Genomic DNA, 18,484 nt, shown 5'->3' on the forward strand with positions numbered 1-18,484 from the left:
ACCAGTGAAAATATTACTTATAATACCAATATATAATCAAAATCTCTCTTATGGTAAGAATCAATATAATGACGCTGTATAGATAAACTACGATATGAAAGAGGTGTAGATTAAAATTATTGAGAAAAAGGTTGATTTAAGAGTTGTACGAACTCAGAAATTGTTAACTGCGGCCTTTAAAGATCTGTTGTCTGAGCAAGGGAAATTTTTCAGCAATATAACGATTAATGAAATATGTGACAGGGCGATGGTTCACCGTACCACATTTTACAAACATTTTGAGGATAAATTTGCACTCTTACACTCGACCCTGACCTGGGTGCTTCAGGATTATCTAAAAATGAATATTGAGGATCGGCTAAGGCAGCCTTTGCAAAGCTTATCCAGATTCATGTTGGAGAATTTATTAGAACCGATTGTCCAAAACCAGAAGAATGACAAAGGATTTACTGATTTTTTTAAAAATTATATTGGAGATATTTCTAGAAGAGATTTTCTCGAACTAAAAAGGAGAGGTAAACAGCTTTCAGCTCCTTTAGAACTTTTAGCCGAATACCATTCAGGAGTCATTAGTTTATTGGTGACATGGTGGATATACCATCTTGAAGAAGATGTTACAGCGGAACAAATGGATGAATACTACTACCAGCTAGTTAACGAGAAGATCATGCTGGAATAAGTGTTCAAACGGGTACTTATGCTCTGCAAATAAAAAATATTGGAACTACAACTGCTAGTGGATATGGATCAATCAATGATTAAGTAAAACAAGAAGGAGCCATTGTCGAAAACAATGGCTCCTTCTTTATGAAATTACTATTTTGATAAACTTGATGGAACATCAGTATCAGTCGGGTTTTCATCTGTTTCATTTAAGAGTAACGAATTCGGATACGATACTTTTGATGCTTAAAAATGTAGCGATGAGCTAGACCTTAGAATTAGAAAAAGATGCAAGTTCTTCCCTCTTAATTTTAAGTTCCTGCTCAATCCGTTCGAGTTCATCCTTCGCTTTTCGATAAGCATTCTCCGCTTGTTCAATCTGCTGCTCGTATTCTTTCCTACGCAGTATGGGAATTATAACACAATCGTAAAGCAATTCGTCCCCCCGCTCTCGCACCACAGCATTCAAAAGAACGGGAAGCGTCTCCCCGCTACTCGTTTTCATCATTAAAAACATTTCATTAACATGATGATTAAGATTAATCAGCGGCAAAAAATAAAGCAAAAAGAAAATCTGGCTTGACCGAGTCAGCAAGGATTCGAAGCTTATGCCGATTACCCCTTGTTTCTCATATTCTAACAAGCTGCAAAAGGTATGGTTAACGATACCTATCGTCCTACTTCGATCCATCGACAAATAAACACAGGGGGCGTAATCCAATCGTTCGTCCATATTAGGTGCGCAGCTCGCTTTCCTGGATTAGATTGAAAGATGCGAGATATTCGCTAATGAGTCGAATGGTTTCTTCTGGATGGCTTAGGTGTGGACAATGACCGGTTGCATCCATCAGTCGGAACTCGCTCCCCTTCATCTGCTCATGGACATAGGCTCCAGCTTCCAGCGGAGCGATCAAATCTTCAGAGCATTGCAGGATCAAAGATGGAACCACTACCTTGCTGAGTTCCTTACGGTAATCAGATAGAAAAGTTGCTTCTGCAAAACGACGGGCCACCTTTGGGTCGGTTGCGCAAAAACTTAATTCTAGCTCATCGGATAATTCCGGCCGGTCTGCATTTCCCATAATGACAGGAGCCAGGTAACTCGCCCAACCTTGAAAGTTTTGATCCATCATGTCCAATAAACCAATCAGATCTTCCCGCTCAAATCCTCCTATGTAATCTGGCAGATCGTTTAAATAGCGTGCAGAAGGCCCGATTAGAACTAGCCGATCAAAATATTCCGGTCTTTGAATGGACGCTAGCATACCAATAGTTGCACCGACGGAGTGACCCACTAGAATGGCATTCTTCAATTCAAGCGCTGAACAAATATCTAGGACATCCTGGGCATAACCATTCAGATCATGATAACCACAAGGATCATAAGCTTGAATGTCGGATTCTCCTGAACCTACAAAGTCAAACAAAACCACCTTGTACTTTCCTTCAAATGCCGGTACAATCAAGCGCCACATGTTCTGATCACAGCCAAACCCATGTGCAAATATAAGAGCCTTGGGACCAAAGCCCGTTACTTTCACGTTGTTTCGGAAGAGAACCCCTTGACTATCCATTGACTCCTCCTCCTACTAGTTAATGATGAGTTCTCATGTTTCAATCATTATACCACTTTATCTGCATGCGCTTTTTATGTTCTTGTCCATTCCGGCAATCGGTACAAGTTCTTGATCTTGGCTTGGGACAAGAACTTGTACCGATAACATAAAAAAGCCGCTAAAATAGCGACTTCAATGGGAATATGTTCTTGTCACTCGACATCACTCTATAACAAAAACCACTAATCCTGTTGTTGAGATTAGTGGTTAAAAATTCAATTTTTCCACAAATGTTTTAACTGATTTTTGAAGTATCTTATATTATTCATTAGTTTGGTTCCTCAAAACCAATATCGCAACTGCTTAAGGCGTATAAGACGTCATTTCTTGCACGTTGAGTCGATTGCTTTCATTTGATATGGTCAAGTGTGATTACGTTAAGATTTGCGACTTCTAAATGAGGCACTGGTACTTCCCTTTCGAAAGAGCATAGAATCCGATTTCATGTAGCAAAAATCAATACCAGCCCATCACAAAAGCAATTGCACAAATAAAGATCATAACAAGGTAATTGCCGAACAAACCATTGAGAACCTAGGAGAAGACCATAATGCGGCTGTAGATAGAACAAATTGCAATCCATCGTATCGCAGTGTACCTCGAAATAATAGGTCTTCAAACCATGTATATACTCCAGAAATCCATAGCGGAAAAGTCAGATTATTAGTAGCCGGAGTTCACTTCCACCCACTGATTCCATTTTGGGAGATAAAAGATCCGTAGATCCGTATGTTGTACTGATCACTTGATTTGATGAATCACTCTGTTTTTCCTATATTCTTATCCTACTTCCCCATCTCCTAGCGTCGTTCGAAAAACACAAGGATTCCACTTTTGTGCGATACATACACCCCTAAAACATTTAGGACTTTGGTCTTCTCAATTGGAGTCATATTATTACGACATGTAATAATATTTTAGCTTTTCAGCTTTTATTCAACTAGCAAAAAAGGGATCCTGATTTCAAATGTAGTTCCTTCACCAACGATACTATTAACAGCTAGTTTCCCTTTATGATCGCCTATTATTTTATAACACATCATCAAACCTAACCCTGTTCCTTTTTCTTTTGTGGTGAAAAAGGGTTCACCTAAACGGTGAATCAAGGTCTCAGGAATGCCCGCACCATGATCATTAAAACGAATGCAAATATAGTTCCCTTGAACATTAGTAGCGATACTAATTATTCCCCCACTGGGCATAGCTTCAATTGCGTTTTTTATAATATTTACGAATACTTGCTTGATTTCAATTTCTGAACACTTCACTAAGGGAAGACAGCTAGCCACTTGCACATGAAATTGGATATTATTTAGAGTGGCCTGAGCATCTAACAAAGTAATGACATCCTGCAGGATAACCCCTACATCGTATTCTTTGAAGCTCATCGATTGTGGTTTTGCGAGGGTTAAAAACTCACAAATTATACTATTGATACGGTCAATTTCGTCAACCATAATGTCGCCATAATCTGATTTCCAGTTTTTCTCTGATTGCATTAATTGTAAGAAACCACGTAAAGTGGTTAGAGGATTACGGATCTCGTGTGCAAAACCAGCAGCTAATTGCCCAACTACATTTAATTTATCGGCTTTTCGCAAAAAGTCTTCTGACCTTTTGCGTTCAGAAATATCTTTCGTTATACCGGTCAAAGCAATAACATTACCCTGAGCATCCTTTATAGGGGACATGGTTAAATGAATATATATCATTTCACCATCCTTTCGTTGTGCAGATGTTTCAAAGCTAATAACTCCCATTCCATTTTGTAATTTATTACTAATATCTACAAATTCAGACTTTATATCTACGGGGAAAGAACGTACCTTTTTTCCAACAAGCTCATCTTCTGTCCAACCAAATATTATCTCAAAAGAGCGATTAGCTCGAATTACATTTCCCTCTATATCTACGATATATATGCCATCAACAGAGTTCCCAAATAAAGATTCCAATAACTCTTTTGTAGCTCTAAGTTCTTCCTCAGCTTTCTTTCGCTCTGTAATATCTACGCAAGAAGCAATGACCTCAATCACCATACCTGATTGTTTGATGGGTCGTAATGACGCAAGGTAAAATATCCCTTCCTTTTCACCTTCGTATGAAATTCCCTCTTTTCCTTGCCATGCTTCATAATAAAAAGTTTCTTTATATTCAGATACATCGTAGGGAAGAAAATCTCTAAGTTCTTTTCCAATAATCATTTCAGGAGATAAGCCCATTTTATAAAGTAGCTGTCCTGCACAGAACGTATGTATAAATCGACCTTGCTTTAGTTTGAATTTAAAAGTCATTCCTTGTTGTTCCGAGAGAATTTCGCTAAATTCTTGATGCGCGAACTGTGAAAGCTGGTCTTCTAGTCGTATGTTCATAAGTCATTTTCACCCCGGATAAGATTCGATTTTAAGGGTACATTCGACGATTATATAACATATTCCTTCCAACTAAAGTACTGAAGACGGTCATCAACAGAAGCTAACAATCTAAGAGGTACCTTTCAGCTGCTGAACTAGGACGTCTATTCTTGAATATAACTACGGATTGTTGAATGTTAATCGTCACATGTATACCTTATGGGTGTGTTTGCAAAAATGGTGGATAATGTTTTATTTCTATTTATTTAAACCTTAGAGATTATCAATGGATTTCCATTATTATTGCTCGATAATATTACCATGCTATCATTTGCTCAGCGGAAACGGGGTGGAAAAATTGCCCGCGATCTTTCATGCCTTAATACCCATTTGAAAAAGAGCAAACTCTGATCTTAGCGGGTTGCTCCTTTTACTATTTGATCCAATTCCACCTGGCTTGTTGCCAGAGTAGAAAAAGCCATTGACTTACTATCTAATAAGGTTGCCCCCATCGTTCGCAATGCATTAAATAAAAAATTCTAAAGTGAGGTTACAATTATGACTAACGTATTAGTAATCAAAGCAAACAATCGTCCAGATGGTATTTCAACCAAAATGTTTGAAGCCTTTGTAGAAGAAGCTGCAAAATATGACCATTTACACGTAACCACCTTTGATGTATTTGAGGAAAGCCTGCCGCATTACGGGTAAGATTTATTTAATGCCTTTGGTAAACTACAGATATCGGAGAAGAACTGAATGAAGGAGAAGCAGCTTCAATAGCAGCACAACAAAAAGCACAAAAAGCTATGACATCCGCAGATGTATTAGTTTTCGCGTTTCCGTTGTGGAATTTAACGATCCCATCAGCATTACAAGCTTTTATTAATTATAACCTGCAAGCTAGCTTCTCATTTAAATATAACGAACAAGGTCAAAAGGAATTCCTTTTGGGGTCCAAAAAAGTCATTCTTCTCAACGCTCGTGGCGGATTATACAGTTTGACTGAAGTGAGTGCTATGGAGATGGCTGTGAACTATATGCGTATAGTGGTACAAAATTTCTTTGGCTTTGAAATCTTGGATTAAGTTATCGTGGAAGGCCATGCTCTAGATCGCGAAAACGCACCTAGCATTATTGCAGAAGGTTTGGAAAAAGTTAAAGAATCCGTTGCAAAACTGTAAGCTGATGTATGTATCATCGTACAATCGCCCCGCTTATTAAACCAGGCATTACCACCAACGAGATTGATCGCATTTTCGAGGACATTAAGTTGAATCACGGCACAAAACCATACCAGAAAGGCTATAAGGGCTATCCATATGCAATCTGTGCCTCTCCCAACGATGTGATCGCACATGGCTTCCCTAGCAATATGCCACTTGAGGAAGGTGATATCGTGACGATCGACACGGTCGCTGAGCTCGATGGCTGGCTCGGCGATTCAACCTGGAGTTATGCAGTCGGGCAGATCTCGCCTACGGCCGAGAAGTTGATGCGTGTTACGAAGGTATGTCTTGACCTGGGCATCGAGCAAGCACAAGCTGGCAAGCGGCTCGGCGAAGTGACAAGCGCGATTCAGCGGCATGCGGAGTCGCACAGCTTCGGCGTCGTGCGCGGCCTTCTCGCCCATGGCATCGGCCGGGACCTGCACGAGGGAGCCAACTTATATGCATGTCGGCAAATCTGGAAAAGGCCTCCGTATCAAGGAAGGTATGGTGTTCACCATTGAGCCCATGATCACCGAAGGCACTTACTTTATCACAATGGATCCAGACGGCTGGATCGCACGGACGATGGACAACAAGCTTGCCGCACAATACGAGCATACGATCGCTATCACGGCTGAAGGTCCACAAATTTTACCGCACAATAAAATAAATAGAGGTCAACCAACGAAGTGGTCGACCTTTTTTCGTATTTGGCATAGCATCTTTCTTTAACTACGGGTATTGAATATCGTTAATCGAGAAATTTTCATCCTTTATTTCGCTTGCAGTCCCATTCCGTTAGCCTGCCCGTTAGCTTAATGAAACAGATATATATCCTAATCAATATTGGTACCATGTACTTAATCTTTCCGCACTAAAAAAGTAGACCACAGCATGGCTATTCCCCATGGACGGCACATAGTATACCGCAAGTTGAACGTTGGCATTAAATGTTGATACATTGGAAAGGCTGATTGAGATATTAGTAACCTCACGTTTACAATTAAAAAATGCGAGTTTGATCGGACAAATCTATATAAGATTCTAAACTAAATAGAAGAAAGTGTGAGGGATAGAGGGCTGCTCTCGAAATAACTAAGTTGATTGTTGAACAATTCTTTGATTGGAGTTAGCTTAAATCCATTTAATACAACTGGATCTATCCTTACCTTTGATAATATTTATGCTAACTTTGATCAATTCGGAGTCCGTGTTATCACTGACTAGAAGGGGCGGAAAGCATCGCAGTCACGGTTACGTGATTAGATGCTTCGGCCAATTGTATTTTCGAGATTTTTCCTGGTGAGTAAATCGGGCCTCAAGGTCCGCCTGGCTCAATATGCTCTGACCCTTTACCCACAGCAACTCAGATAGTTTATGTAAATAAAGTCGGTAATGTTGCTACTGCTAATAGAATCAAGTGTCTTCCCTTTCTGACGATAACAGCAGCGATGGTCTCCATCCTGAATGCTTCTCCAACGAAGCGGTACACGATCTCGATTGGATGAGGTCAATATACAGAATCATTGATTCATCTTAAATCCAATGTGCAAATAGTCGGTACCAGCACTCTCTCACCCGATTAGCCATCCCCTTCGATATTAACGACCCTTCATGGTTTGAGACAAGATTTATGAAGGATAACCGTTCCGGGTTTTTGGACTTGATGCTGTTAACAGCTCCTCTCGATTTTAATTTTGTGGATTTCGAAAGCAAACACGGTTACCTAAGTGAATTTAGTGGGCGGAGGAATCAATGGTATTATCAATGTGAATATTCAGTCCGGTCATATTCCAATAGATCCCTTAAATTTAACAAGCTTTGCGTTAACGGAAAATATATTCAATCCTTTCCCTAACTCCGGAAGATTAATTGTAAACGGTGTGAATAACGTGAGTACACGAGTCAGGGCGACCGTATAATCGGCAGGCTAGTTATTCCATTAGGAGTAGACACATAGTCTACATTAAATATAATATGCAATCGATCGTAAGCTGTGAATATAATTTATAATTTGAAAAAAGCCCACCTGCTTTAATGCTGGTGGGTAGAAAGGTGTAAGGTGTCCTCTATATCCTACGCACAAAGGTTAACATATGTGCGCATGAATCTTAATAATCCAAAACAACAAGTTCTTCAAAATTCTCTGAACCTACACTAACCGTACCCAGCAGGTTAGAACTGACGATTGGCTCTCTACATAGCCGAGTTCCTCTATCCTACGCTTCAGCTTTGCGTACTCTAGACCTTTTTCCTGAAGGTCAACCCGTATGGCATAGATTTCTGCTTAATCTGATCAATCGGCTCGACTCGATTCTTATCTCAATCGCCCCAAAGAAAAGAGACGAGCCTGATTAACTCGCCTTTAAAATTTATATATCATTTGACTATTTGAATATTATATTCAAGCTAATTGTGTGATAACAAGATGTGCCGAAACAGGCCAAGTTCCTCCGGCGAGAGGTGTCATGGTTAGTGCAGTGGAATTACCGATTGGATTTCGCACGGTCAGGATTGAATTAATTGCAGTAGTTTGTACAATAGTCACTCCTGGCATCTGACTTGTGCCTGTTACCCGCCCCACTACGGTATTGGAGAGATCAACACCATTCAGTGTTAACATAAGTTGCACAGCTTCATTCATACTTCCCTGAAACATAACCAGATACATACCGATCGTTGCCAAATTAAATGTACTTGGACCTGTGCGAGTAATTGTAGTCCCGCTTCTAGGTCCATCTTGAGGAAAACTTACGTCTGCGCCTGGAGAGACTGTTGCAGCATTATCTGGAGGCATCAGAGCAAAAAAATCGGCAAAACCAAGAACCCCTCCGGCAGCTCCTGTTGCCTCAGTGGCACCCGCAGGGCCTGCCACTCCAGCCGGACCCGCTGGGCCCGGAAATCCTTGTGATCTGATGGCTCCGGCTGGACCAGGTACACCTTGAGGGCCTTGCGGTCCCGTTGGACCTGCTTCGCCTTGAGGACCTACAGCTCCCGCTGGAACTGGTTGCCCCTGAGGTCCTTGTTTACCTTGAATCCCTTGTATACCTTGGGGACCTGTAGGGCCAACCACTGTGGGCGTTTTTACATTCACTTCAGGCGGAGAGCATTTTAACTGAGCTATTTTTTTTTCTACTTTCACTCTGCGTTCTTTTCCTTTTCCTCTCGAAGGACATACAGTTACGTTTCTTTTCTTATGTCGTTTTTTTTCTTCTGAATAACTCAATACATACACCTCCCTATAATCTTAGCTCAGTGTACGTAGGTAGTTGGCCACAGGGCATGGACTGATAACTATCTTTACCCATGCTAGAACCTATTTTTCAAGAAATGAAGGCTATTGACTTGGTACTTTAAATCCTTATAAACATGAATTAACACCATTAAATAAACGATATCCACTAAATTTTTCAATTTCTTAAGCTAGCGGATTCGATCCGGTATTGTTGTTTCAGATGAACTAAAGCTTAGCCCACAAGATTAGTCAAGTCATGTTGAGGCATATAACTTGGGCAGTTTCCAGAAGGGGCGTAAATGATAAATGGTATTGATATCAGTCCTGTAATAGGGGCAGCGAATCCTCTTTTTCCTAAAGCAAGAGGGCATCCAATATGGATAATATAGAAGCAATTTTTTTTTTAGAACTCAAGATAGAAATGTTTTTTGAAAGCATGGGGGGAAATCAATCAAAAAGCAGCCGTTCCAGTTGGAAGGCTGCCTAGTTGCAGTTTAGAACTAACGCTTCCCGTTAGTTGATTAATAAAAATGTTAACTTGTCCTTAACTTATCCTCGATTATGATCTAACCCTTGCCCCAAATAAGTCTTTTGAGGTAAATCCATATTGTTGTATAATTTAGAAATTTCCGAACGAAAAGTATCCTGTGTTTTAATAGTGAGTAGATATCCATTTATAGTGTTAACAATCATCTCAATTTCAGATAAATTGTATGAATCCATATCCATTTTTGAAATGATCACTTGCTTACCAAGCACTTCTGATAAAGAAAAGATAATTTGTTTCTTTACATCGTCATTTAAATCTTGAAACAGGAGGACAAGGTTTTCAAGGTCATCCTTCGTCAAACTGGGGGATTGTATAGCAATATGTTCAGGCGATGAAGACTTGATAGCATGAATCTCAATGATGTCATCCATTTTAAATTTATAGTTTATGCCTTCTTCTGTTTCAACAAATAAGTAGACCTCATTTAATTCTTTTGAAACACCACGGAAAAATTCATCTTGATTATTAACTTTAAGTACTACAGAACGATGTTCCTTAACTGTCATCTCAATAAATTGTCTCTTATTCATCATATTATGCAATGTGTTCTCCTCCTCCCTTTTAGAGATAAGGTTATTCTATATGAGGTATGCTGTTCCCTTTTGTCCTTAAACTAACCTGCCCGTTAGTTCAATAAGATAGATGAACAGTATCGACCGGGTCTGAACCAGCTGATCCCCATACTTCCCCATTAATTTGTGATACGTTTCTCCGTGACTAAAATTAAACTAACCTGCTCCGATAGTTGCATAAGAAAAAGCTGCCTTAAAGACAGCTCCATTAACGCACCCTTCAGTGCAATTAAAAATTCTATTTTAATGCCTTTATCTTTCACTTTCGTAATCATTAATGATTACTTCTATAATATTATATTGTTCATCTGCAACTGCTTTGTTAGATTGTTTATTATAGTTGTAGGTTATTAAAGCCTTCCATAAAGCCCAACCTCTTGCTCTATTCCAAGTTTCTGCATCAAAATTCAATGCATTCTTAAATGACTTTCTGCTACTATCATCAAAAAAAGTCCATGCCATTGCAGCATCGCAAGAAGGGTCTCCTACCCCCAATATCCCAAAATCAATAACCGCACACAATTTACCATTTTCAATTAATATATTTCCTGGGGCTATGTCACCGTGGACCCAAACTGGTTCACCAGCCCACTTTGAAGTTAATGCCAATTCCCAGATTTCTTCCAATAGGTGTTTGTTAAAAGTATTTACATTATTATTAATGGCATCTCTACACTCATAATCGTATACAACAATATCTCCGCCTCTATAAAAATTATGTTCGCCAGCTAAGGGACCTTCACTGGCGTCAATAGATTGTAATTCAACTAAAAATTCTCCCAAATCATTTGCAAATTGATTTGAATCATCTATATTTTCTAAAGTTAATGTCTCTCCATCCAACCATTTGTTGACTGACCAAGGGTGTGGGTAATCCTCACTTGGTTCTCCTTTAGCTAATGGTTCAGATATTTGTGTAGAAAGTTGCCTGGCTAAAATGGGTAACCATTTTTGTTCTTTTTCAACTTGGGGTACATAGGCTTCATCACTTGGTAACCTAACGCTCATACTGTTGCCTAAGTGAAAAGTTTTATTATCATTTCCACTTTTTTTAACAGGCTTAACTTCAAAATCAGTCCACTCTGGAAATTGGCTATTTATTAACTTTGAAACTAAATCTACATCAATTTTTATCATTTATAATTTCTCCCTTTAATCTTATTTATTCATCACCCAAAACCCAGATACAGTCACAAATTTATTTGATAAACGCATCCTTATCAACCCCTTTAATTTGATTACATTTAATGTACCATATACTTACTATTACAAGAACTTCTTATTCCACTATCCTGCACGTTAGCTTAATGAGGAGCTCATCATCCTAATATAATTTTCGTGTTCTCTACTTTCTGTAAAGGTATACAAAAAAGGAGCGTCAGCATTTCTGCAACGCTCCTATTGTCCGTCCGCTAGTTGAAAACAGCAGATGATCACTTTGATGCCTTCTCAGTTTTGTTGAGCTAACGTTTCCCGTTAGCTCAACAAATTGTTTCTAGTAATATAAAAAGGTAGGGGAGGTTACCCCTTCTTTAATCAACTCGCTTCTTGCTCTATCCACGGGTCACTGTGTTCGGTGCAAACAGCCTGCCCACGCCCACCATAATTCGAAAAAAAAACACTCATTCGATTAATGACCAATGTGTTGCTTTTCTTTACCTGTACCATGAAACTTGACAAATATAAAAATTCCGATTAAGGCCACAACAATCCCCGACCAGAAAAACCAAACTTGAACTCCGAATCGGTCGGCAACCGGTCCCGCCAACGCGAGCCCGATCGGGGAAGACAACAGTCCAATACTCGTGACAAATGAGAGTACACGCCCCAATATTTCAGGCTCGTAAGACTTCTGGATCATAGCCATGTAAGGACCGTTGAACAAAGGCGCCGCCATACCCATAAAGAAGGATAAGACGATGAAAGCAAGGAACGCATCGCTCCCTACTAGCCCGTTCAGGACGCAGGTGATCCCAATCGAAACCAAGCTCAGACACATGTATGTGGTATCTTTCCACTTAGAAGCAAGAACCGACAACAGTACGCCACCAAAGATCATACCAATTCCGAATACTGCCTCAATCAAGCTGGCGCTGTAACCTCCTCGACCGAAGTGAGACAACGTCATCAAGGGAAAGAGCATCGCCAGAGGCATAAAAACAACACTAAAGATTGCCATTGCAATCGTAATTGTGACAATAGACTTTACAGAAAGGAACGCTTTCCAACCGAAAGTAAATTCCTTACGGAACGAAGACGTTTGTACGATTTCCGGCTTCGGTTGATGAATATTGACAAATAGAAGCATGAGATTAGCGATTAATGCACCAACCACATCTAAAAGCAATACCGTTCCTAGTGAAGTAGCCGAGTATACTGCTATTCCGAGCGCTGGTCCGAGTACGCTGGAAGCGGAGAACACTAACTGATTCCAGCCAGCCACCTTGGTTAATTGTTCTTCCGGCGCGATTAAAGGGATCGCAGCTTGGAATGAAGGGGCATGGAAGGAGGAGGCTGTTGATCGAATAAATAGTATTGCATAAACGGTCCATAAACTTGGTTCACCCCATAAGTAATAGGCACCTAAAACCAAACTGGAAAACGCAATAACGCTGTCAGAAACGATCATAGTGAGCTTACGATTCCATCGATCAAGCCAGACGCCAATGAATGGGCCCATGAGCGCTTGCGGCAGGAACCCGACAAGACCTGCAATCATCAACACGGTAGCCGACCCCGTCGTCTCAGTCAAATGCCAAATGATTGAAAACTGAACCATAGAAGATGTTAGAATCGAAAAAATTTGCCCGCTGAAGATTAATATGAACGTCTTTTTCCATTGCATATACATGAAGTCTTTTACTCCCTAATTTCGTTTATTTGATGGTTCTTTCACATCGCCTTACTATACATTACTTCAATCGTACAATTCGGCCATCACTCACATCATATACCTGATCGGCGACACTCCCGAGCAGATAAGCATCGTGTGATATAAATACGATGGTGCCTAGGTAATTTCGCATCATTGTCTCAAGAGCTTCCACGGCGGAAATATCCAAAAAGTTACTTGGTTCATCCAGAAGCAGGATATTATAGCGTCCAAGCAACAATTTGGCTAACTGTAGCTTTATGATTTCGCCGCCGCTTAATACCGATAGATCTTTGCGAATGTCATGATGCGTGAACCCCATGGATGCGAGCACCGCCCGAATGTCCGAAACCTGGTATTCACAGTTATCCTGCATGAATGCCATTACGTTCTGATTCCGAGCAAACTTGTAACCGGTTTGGACAAAATAGCCGATTTCCGCTTTGGGCGATAACGTAATACCACACTCCCGATCGCGAATCATGTTGAACAAAGTGGTTTTTCCACCCCCATTAGCACCGGTTATCGCAATCTTGCCACCGAGTGGGAACTGGAAGGACACATTGTCGAATATCAACTTGTCTCCGAACCATTTACTGATTTCGTTTCCCACAACCGGAAATGGATTGTGCAATTCCAGCGCTTTGCTCTGCCGGAATTGAACGCTTCGTATGGCTTCAGGCGCAGTGACTTCTCCAAGCGCTTTGATTCGCCGTTCCATACTTTTGGCTGCGTTATGAAGCTTCTGCTGCTTGCTGCCTTGGGATTTCTGATGCCCAAGGCGTCCGCCACCATCCGTACTGTTTTTTCTGTCTGCTCCTTTTGCCTTTTGATCAAGCTTCCTGGCCTGACTTTTCTTCTCCTCAATAGCCTGTTCCAGCCGTTCACGTTCGACTACATATTGTTTATATTCGGCAGCCTGGCTTTTTCGTTCTTCTTCTTTCTGGGCTAAATAGTCGGTATAACTACCCCAATATTCGGTGATCTTCCCTTCTTTCAGCTCCCAGATCTTATCTATGACCTGGTCTAGGAAGTAACGGTCATGACTAATAATGAGCAACGCCCCCGAATAATGTTTAAGCCGGTTTACGAGGAAGTTGATGCCTTCACGATCCAGATGGGATGTCGGTTCGTCGGCAAAAATGCCATGCACCTCTCCCGACAGCGCTTGCGCAATTTTTAACCGCGTCTCTTCCCCGCCGCTCATTGTCTCCACATGTACCTGATTTTGGGTAACCGCCTCTTCCAATTGAGGGATATAGGTAAACGCCCCCTTCCTTGCAATCTTGCCATGCTGCAAAGGGATTTTGCCTAGTAACGCCTTGAGCAACGTACTTTTTCCAGCTCCGTTGGCTCCAATCAGACCGATTCGATCAAACTCATATAACTCCAACTGCTCGATATCAAGCACGCCGTGTCCTAAAAATTCCACATAAATATCCTTCGCTTTTATCAATAACATACTTAATCCTCCTTCGAAAATCGCAGTTTCCGTTTTTTCCGTTCGCAGGCTGACCCGCGATTTACATAGAGAGGATTAAATAAAGAAGTACAAGTGTATGCCTCGCATCGTTATGGCTCCTTTTCTACTTGAATTGTTACATAGCCAAACTTATTAAAAAAAACAAAACAGACCCAAGTCCACATAGGGGCTTGGGTCTGCATGAATTACGCAATAGGGAAGAGCGAAACAAGGCACAGTAAAAAACCGTACAGATCGCAATCGATGTCCTCATACGTAAAAATAAGCAGCGCAAAAAAAGCCCACATTTAGTGGAAATCAGATTTTTTATCGCATGCTTACCAAATACGTGGAACCATAGATCGCAATCCTCCTCAATTTTTATAGCCGTATCTTAACATCGACTGCTACAACTGTCAATATTCGTATCCCGCTTGTTTAACTTCAAATTTTTATCACGTGTTATCCAAGTGGTACCAGTGTTAATACAACCTCTGGAATGGAAATTAGAATAATCCACTAATGAGTCCTAAGCACCAAGAAGAGGAACATAACATAGTACCTCCCTCGATGATAAAATGTACTCTTCATTTACTCTAAGGTTACGCTGAGCATAACTGCCCGTTAGCTTAATGGTAACAGTTTTGATTGAACGGGAGTTTACGAAATCATACTTAAAGCGAGGCGTAGCAAATCTTCTCAAGCAACTGGGGTTTTACATACTCTAAAACGTGGGTAGCTACGAGAAGCAAACCCCGCATTTTTGAGAATATCCCCAAGCTTCCCCCTCTACCGATATTAATGCATAAATCGCCAGAAGAAAATGATTCTCAAGTGCTCTTTTTGGAATCTATTTTTAGGGTGTATCGTTCTGGAAAATTGGCAATTATGTTGGATTCGTCCATCCATCTGGATCCCACCTTTTTGCTGAATATCAGGACGTCGTAGACTAAATTTATTTAGACAAAGTAGATAAAGCTGCTCTGAAATGAACTTAATTACCCTTTACTTCAAATCTTCTCTTCATTATCCTATAAAACATTGATGAGTTCAAAAGCGACATATTCCCTATAAAAAACCAAAAGACATGTTTATGACCAACTATTGGCCATAAACATGTCTTTCTTCAATAAACGAATATAATCTTCAGCTTCGTCGAGTTCCGCGAAGGATAGCGTACAGAATAAATACTACAACAATGGCCCCTAAGCGATAATATTGCCTATAATCCCACCGGGAACGTCACGTCCCACTAGCACTCCACTGGACATTCCAAGTACCGATCCTGCTACATCATCATGGTCCGTGCTTGTAGTGACGTCGTGGCATGCAGTTATTTCTTGTTCCAGACGTTTGTTTTTTTCTCTATACGCTTAGAGAGCATCATTACCCAGGAGCAGATGGACCGGAGGTTGTTCTGCATTCGTCAACTTGACAATGGTTTCTGCCAGTTTCATCGGATCGCTAGGTTGGTTTTTATTGTAATGAGAAGCGAAGTTCTCCATTTCACCAGAGATACCCACATAATCGGAAATGACCCGGTCTGCCCGAAGCAACGATGAACCATCCCAGGAAATTGGTTCGGAGAAATATGCCATCTGAAATCTTCTTAACGAGGTTGGTCATCTTGATTGCGCATTTTCTCTAGTAGCATTATTCGCGATTAATAACCTAATCCTTATATTTATTTTTACACAATAAGAACCGCCCGCCATTGTCTGAACATGGCGGGCTAAGTTACCCAATAGAGGTAGACTCATGGTCTACATTAATATGATATGCCATAGCTGGGGAGCTGTGAATACAATTTATAACTTGAACAAAAAAGCCCACCAGCTTAATACTGGTGGGTAGAGAGGTGTCCTCTATATCTTACGCACAAAGCTTAACATCTGTGCATGATTCTTATTAATCTGAAACTACAAGTCCATCAAAGTTCTCCGGACCTACACGAACGGTACCAAGTATGTTGGAGCTAATGAATGCAGTGTACGTCAATTGAGGCAAAGCTGGTGGGTTGAAGTCATCGGCAGAGAACGTAATTACTTGTGGAGCAAGTACACTCAAATTAAATGTGGATGTTGCTGAGTAGATAAGCGGATCGGTAGGCGCCGTACCTCTTACAATTGTAATTGTAATACCAGCAAGAGCCAACGGTAATTGTACTGAAACGGTTCCTTTTAATTGAACTCTTAGGTTTGCTCCTGCTCCTGCTGTTTGCAGACCAATTTGACCAAATAACTGAGGGGTATTAAGAACGAAAATGGGTACTGCAATAGAGTTAGCAAAACTTGCGTTCTGTGATGTTCTTGCATCAAGAAAAGTTGTCATTAAAATCTACCTCCTAATCGTTGAGATAGGATAGTATATTCATAATCTACTAGTGTGCTTGGACATCTTGCTAAATAAACTAAGGCTTATTATATAATGTTTCATCCGTGGAGCTTCAGCTCCCCAGACTTCTATCTCATTAATTACCACGTGGCGGAGGTAGATATTAAAAGCGAAATAATCTGACTTTGAAGTAACTGTGCACATCTGGAAAATAAGAATGAACCGGGTATCCCGGTTAGCAGTAAGGATGATTTCTATGCTCAACAATAGCAAAAAAGGACTTCTACTTTTAATCGTTGCGACCTTATTCTGGTCGGGAAACTACATCTGTGGTCGATATCTCTCCCCGGCGCTGCCTCCAACGTTGCTGAACACTATTCGTTGGGCAATTTCAGCCCTCATTTTATTTGGTATGATACGTGCAAGTAAACAGAAGCTTCCGTTATTTTCGAAATGGAAGGAGTTTTCCTTACTTGGTTTTATAGGTATCTTCGTTTTCTCGACGCTTACTTATGAGGGATTAACACTAGTCAGTGCATCAAGGGCTGGTATGATTTCAGCTTTGATTCCGATATTTATTTTGTTGTGCATCCCCATTGTCTTAAAAGAGAAAGTATCAAGTCGTGCATGGATTGGATCCCTGATTTCAATTGTTGGCTTTTATTTCTTATTTCAAAGTAAAGAACCAGATTTCGGGTAGCGGTTCACTATTATTCATAATCAATTTGATGATTAATTTTCTTTTTTTTATCACCAGCTTCTCCTATCCAGATTGAGCACAGTAGCAAGACAGCGCCGACCAGCTGCTGAAAAGCCATCTTCTCTCCAATAATTAGGGTTGAAATAAAAAGAGAAGTTAGTGGATCAACATAACTCAATACAGCGATGCTCTGGCCATTTAGTCCTCTCATTCCGGCAAAAAAAAGATAAAAACCAACTCCACCATGAAAGATACCTAATACAAGCATTAATATAACTGTGTTGCTATCGAACGAATGAACAGCGCTACCCTCTGTAATCAACACAAATGGAATTAACATGATAACTGATAGTCCTAGCTGCAAAAGCGTATTTGCTAACCCGTCTAGACCACGAATGAATTTGTTAATCAGGGTCAATCCGGTATAGAAACCAGCAGCCACTAATCCATAACCGATACCGAGGAGATGATGACCATTTGTCTGAATCCTTCCGTTTTGCAAAATGAGGAACAGCCCAAGTAGAGCAATGACAATACATATTGCCTTTTTGTAGGACATCTTTTCTTTCAAAACCAAAGGGGAGAGTAGTACAACTAAAACAGGTGCAAAATAATAACTCAATGCCGCATTAGCAATGGTAGTCTCCTTATACGCTTGGAAAAGAAAAATCCAGTTTCCACTCAAGGCCATACTCGCAAAGACTAGAGCAACAGCATTTTTTTTCACTTTTTGCCATGACATTTTCTGCTTCGTACAAACTAAAATGATCAAAAGAAATAGGGCACCAACTAAGCTTAAAAATAACGCAATCTTACTTGAAGACAAATCGATATATTTTGCGAACACGCCAACTGCACCAAAGATAATCATCGATATGAGGAAATAAATTTTTTCTTTCATTTGTTTTTTCGCTT

The 18,484-nt window shown here is 40.4% G+C and carries 15 protein-coding genes and 2 pseudogenes; 6 read left to right on the plus strand and 11 right to left on the minus strand.

Going from position 1 to position 18,484, the window contains the following annotated elements; genetic code table 11:
• The first annotated feature begins 160 nt into the window (after window positions 1-160).
• The gene (locus C0Q44_RS02360; RefSeq protein WP_181150821.1) at window positions 161-679 is read left to right on the plus strand and encodes a TetR/AcrR family transcriptional regulator; all 519 of its coding nucleotides are present in this window, start codon (window positions 161-163) and stop codon (window positions 677-679) included.
• A 249-nt stretch (window positions 680-928) separates the two neighbouring features.
• Here the strand turns inward: C0Q44_RS02360 and C0Q44_RS02365 are convergent, their stop codons facing one another.
• From C0Q44_RS02365 to C0Q44_RS02375, 3 genes are all read right to left on the minus strand, one after another.
• Window positions 929-1,396, minus strand: coding sequence for a PAS domain S-box protein (locus C0Q44_RS02365; protein ID WP_105405891.1), 468 nt, complete (start codon window positions 1,394-1,396; stop codon window positions 929-931).
• Window position 1,397: 1 nt separating this feature from the next.
• A complete protein-coding gene (locus tag C0Q44_RS02370) occupies window positions 1,398-2,237 on the minus strand; it encodes an alpha/beta fold hydrolase (protein WP_105405892.1) in 840 nt (279 codons plus the stop codon).
• A gap of 974 nt (window positions 2,238-3,211) precedes the next feature.
• Window positions 3,212-4,651: a PAS domain S-box protein gene (locus tag C0Q44_RS02375; protein ID WP_105405893.1), complete on the minus strand. Its 1,440-nt coding sequence runs from the start codon at window positions 4,649-4,651 to the stop codon at window positions 3,212-3,214.
• A 540-nt stretch (window positions 4,652-5,191) separates the two neighbouring features.
• On the opposite strand from C0Q44_RS02375, the gene C0Q44_RS31390 reads away from it, so the two are divergent.
• The 4 genes and pseudogenes from C0Q44_RS31390 to C0Q44_RS30665 all read left to right on the plus strand — a co-directional run.
• A complete protein-coding gene (locus tag C0Q44_RS31390) occupies window positions 5,192-5,344 on the plus strand; it encodes an NADPH-dependent FMN reductase family protein (protein ID WP_308737385.1) in 153 nt (50 codons plus the stop codon).
• A gap of 98 nt (window positions 5,345-5,442) precedes the next feature.
• Window positions 5,443-5,721 (plus strand): NAD(P)H-dependent oxidoreductase, encoded by a 279-nt coding sequence (locus C0Q44_RS31395; protein ID WP_308737386.1) that lies wholly within the window; start codon window positions 5,443-5,445, stop codon window positions 5,719-5,721.
• Between the two features lie 104 nt (window positions 5,722-5,825).
• Window positions 5,826-6,576: pseudogene (map, locus tag C0Q44_RS02385) on the plus strand (type I methionyl aminopeptidase).
• A gap of 581 nt (window positions 6,577-7,157) precedes the next feature.
• Window positions 7,158-7,763: pseudogene (locus tag C0Q44_RS30665) on the plus strand (hypothetical protein); the annotation flags it as partial.
• Between the two features lie 485 nt (window positions 7,764-8,248).
• Here C0Q44_RS30665 and C0Q44_RS31400 read toward each other — a convergent pair.
• From C0Q44_RS31400 to C0Q44_RS02425, 7 genes are all read right to left on the minus strand, one after another.
• Entirely contained in the window at window positions 8,249-9,070 is an 822-nt protein-coding gene (locus C0Q44_RS31400) for a collagen-like protein (RefSeq protein WP_105405894.1), read from the minus strand.
• Window positions 9,071-9,628: 558 nt separating this feature from the next.
• Window positions 9,629-10,171 (minus strand): hypothetical protein, encoded by a 543-nt coding sequence (locus C0Q44_RS02400; protein WP_105405895.1) that lies wholly within the window; start codon window positions 10,169-10,171, stop codon window positions 9,629-9,631.
• A 282-nt stretch (window positions 10,172-10,453) separates the two neighbouring features.
• Entirely contained in the window at window positions 10,454-11,338 is an 885-nt protein-coding gene (locus C0Q44_RS02405; RefSeq protein WP_105405896.1) for an aminoglycoside phosphotransferase family protein, read from the minus strand.
• Window positions 11,339-11,831: 493 nt separating this feature from the next.
• On the minus strand, window positions 11,832-13,052 hold the full coding sequence (locus C0Q44_RS02410; protein ID WP_105405897.1) for an MFS transporter: 1,221 nt from the start codon (window positions 13,050-13,052) through the stop codon (window positions 11,832-11,834).
• Window positions 13,053-13,113: 61 nt separating this feature from the next.
• Window positions 13,114-14,535, minus strand: a complete 1,422-nt coding sequence (gene abc-f / locus C0Q44_RS02415) for a ribosomal protection-like ABC-F family protein (RefSeq protein ID WP_105405898.1) — start codon at window positions 14,533-14,535, stop codon at window positions 13,114-13,116.
• 1,373 nt (window positions 14,536-15,908) lie between these two features.
• Complete coding sequence (locus tag C0Q44_RS02420; RefSeq protein WP_105405899.1) at window positions 15,909-16,133, minus strand: Rossmann-fold NAD(P)-binding domain-containing protein; 225 nt, start codon at window positions 16,131-16,133, stop codon at window positions 15,909-15,911.
• 310 nt (window positions 16,134-16,443) lie between these two features.
• Window positions 16,444-16,866 carry a hypothetical protein gene (locus C0Q44_RS02425; protein ID WP_105405900.1) on the minus strand — a complete coding sequence of 141 codons (423 nt, stop codon included), beginning with the start codon at window positions 16,864-16,866 and terminating at the stop codon, window positions 16,444-16,446.
• Window positions 16,867-17,125: 259 nt separating this feature from the next.
• Between C0Q44_RS02425 and C0Q44_RS02430 the strand changes: the two genes are divergently transcribed.
• A complete protein-coding gene (locus tag C0Q44_RS02430) occupies window positions 17,126-17,569 on the plus strand; it encodes a DMT family transporter (protein WP_181150822.1) in 444 nt (147 codons plus the stop codon).
• Window positions 17,570-17,579: 10 nt separating this feature from the next.
• On the opposite strand, the gene C0Q44_RS02435 is transcribed toward C0Q44_RS02430, so the two are convergent.
• Window positions 17,580-18,470 carry a DMT family transporter gene (locus tag C0Q44_RS02435; protein WP_105405902.1) on the minus strand — a complete coding sequence of 297 codons (891 nt, stop codon included), beginning with the start codon at window positions 18,468-18,470 and terminating at the stop codon, window positions 17,580-17,582.
• Window positions 18,471-18,484 lie beyond the last annotated feature (14 nt).

Origin of the sequence: Paenibacillus sp. PCH8 (genome assembly GCF_002968835.1) — a bacterium.
GTDB lineage: Bacteria > Bacillota > Bacilli > Paenibacillales > Paenibacillaceae > Paenibacillus.

Coding starts and splice junctions, on each gene's coding strand:
- C0Q44_RS02435 (WP_105405902.1), bottom strand. CDS start 18,470: ATGAAAGAAAAAATTTATTTCCTCATATCGATGATTATCTTTGGTGCA.
- abc-f (WP_105405898.1), bottom strand. CDS start 14,535: ATGTTATTGATAAAAGCGAAGGATATTTATGTGGAATTTTTAGGACAC.
- C0Q44_RS02420 (WP_105405899.1), bottom strand. CDS start 16,133: ATGGCATATTTCTCCGAACCAATTTCCTGGGATGGTTCATCGTTGCTT.
- C0Q44_RS31390 (WP_308737385.1), top strand. CDS start 5,192: ATGACTAACGTATTAGTAATCAAAGCAAACAATCGTCCAGATGGTATT.
- C0Q44_RS02370 (WP_105405892.1), bottom strand. CDS start 2,237: ATGGATAGTCAAGGGGTTCTCTTCCGAAACAACGTGAAAGTAACGGGC.
- C0Q44_RS02405 (WP_105405896.1), bottom strand. CDS start 11,338: ATGATAAAAATTGATGTAGATTTAGTTTCAAAGTTAATAAATAGCCAA.
- C0Q44_RS02375 (WP_105405893.1), bottom strand. CDS start 4,651: ATGAACATACGACTAGAAGACCAGCTTTCACAGTTCGCGCATCAAGAA.
- C0Q44_RS31395 (WP_308737386.1), top strand. CDS start 5,443: ATGACATCCGCAGATGTATTAGTTTTCGCGTTTCCGTTGTGGAATTTA.
- C0Q44_RS02425 (WP_105405900.1), bottom strand. CDS start 16,866: ATGACAACTTTTCTTGATGCAAGAACATCACAGAACGCAAGTTTTGCT.
- C0Q44_RS02430 (WP_181150822.1), top strand. CDS start 17,126: ATGCTCAACAATAGCAAAAAAGGACTTCTACTTTTAATCGTTGCGACC.
- C0Q44_RS02365 (WP_105405891.1), bottom strand. CDS start 1,396: ATGGACGAACGATTGGATTACGCCCCCTGTGTTTATTTGTCGATGGAT.
- C0Q44_RS02410 (WP_105405897.1), bottom strand. CDS start 13,052: ATGTATATGCAATGGAAAAAGACGTTCATATTAATCTTCAGCGGGCAA.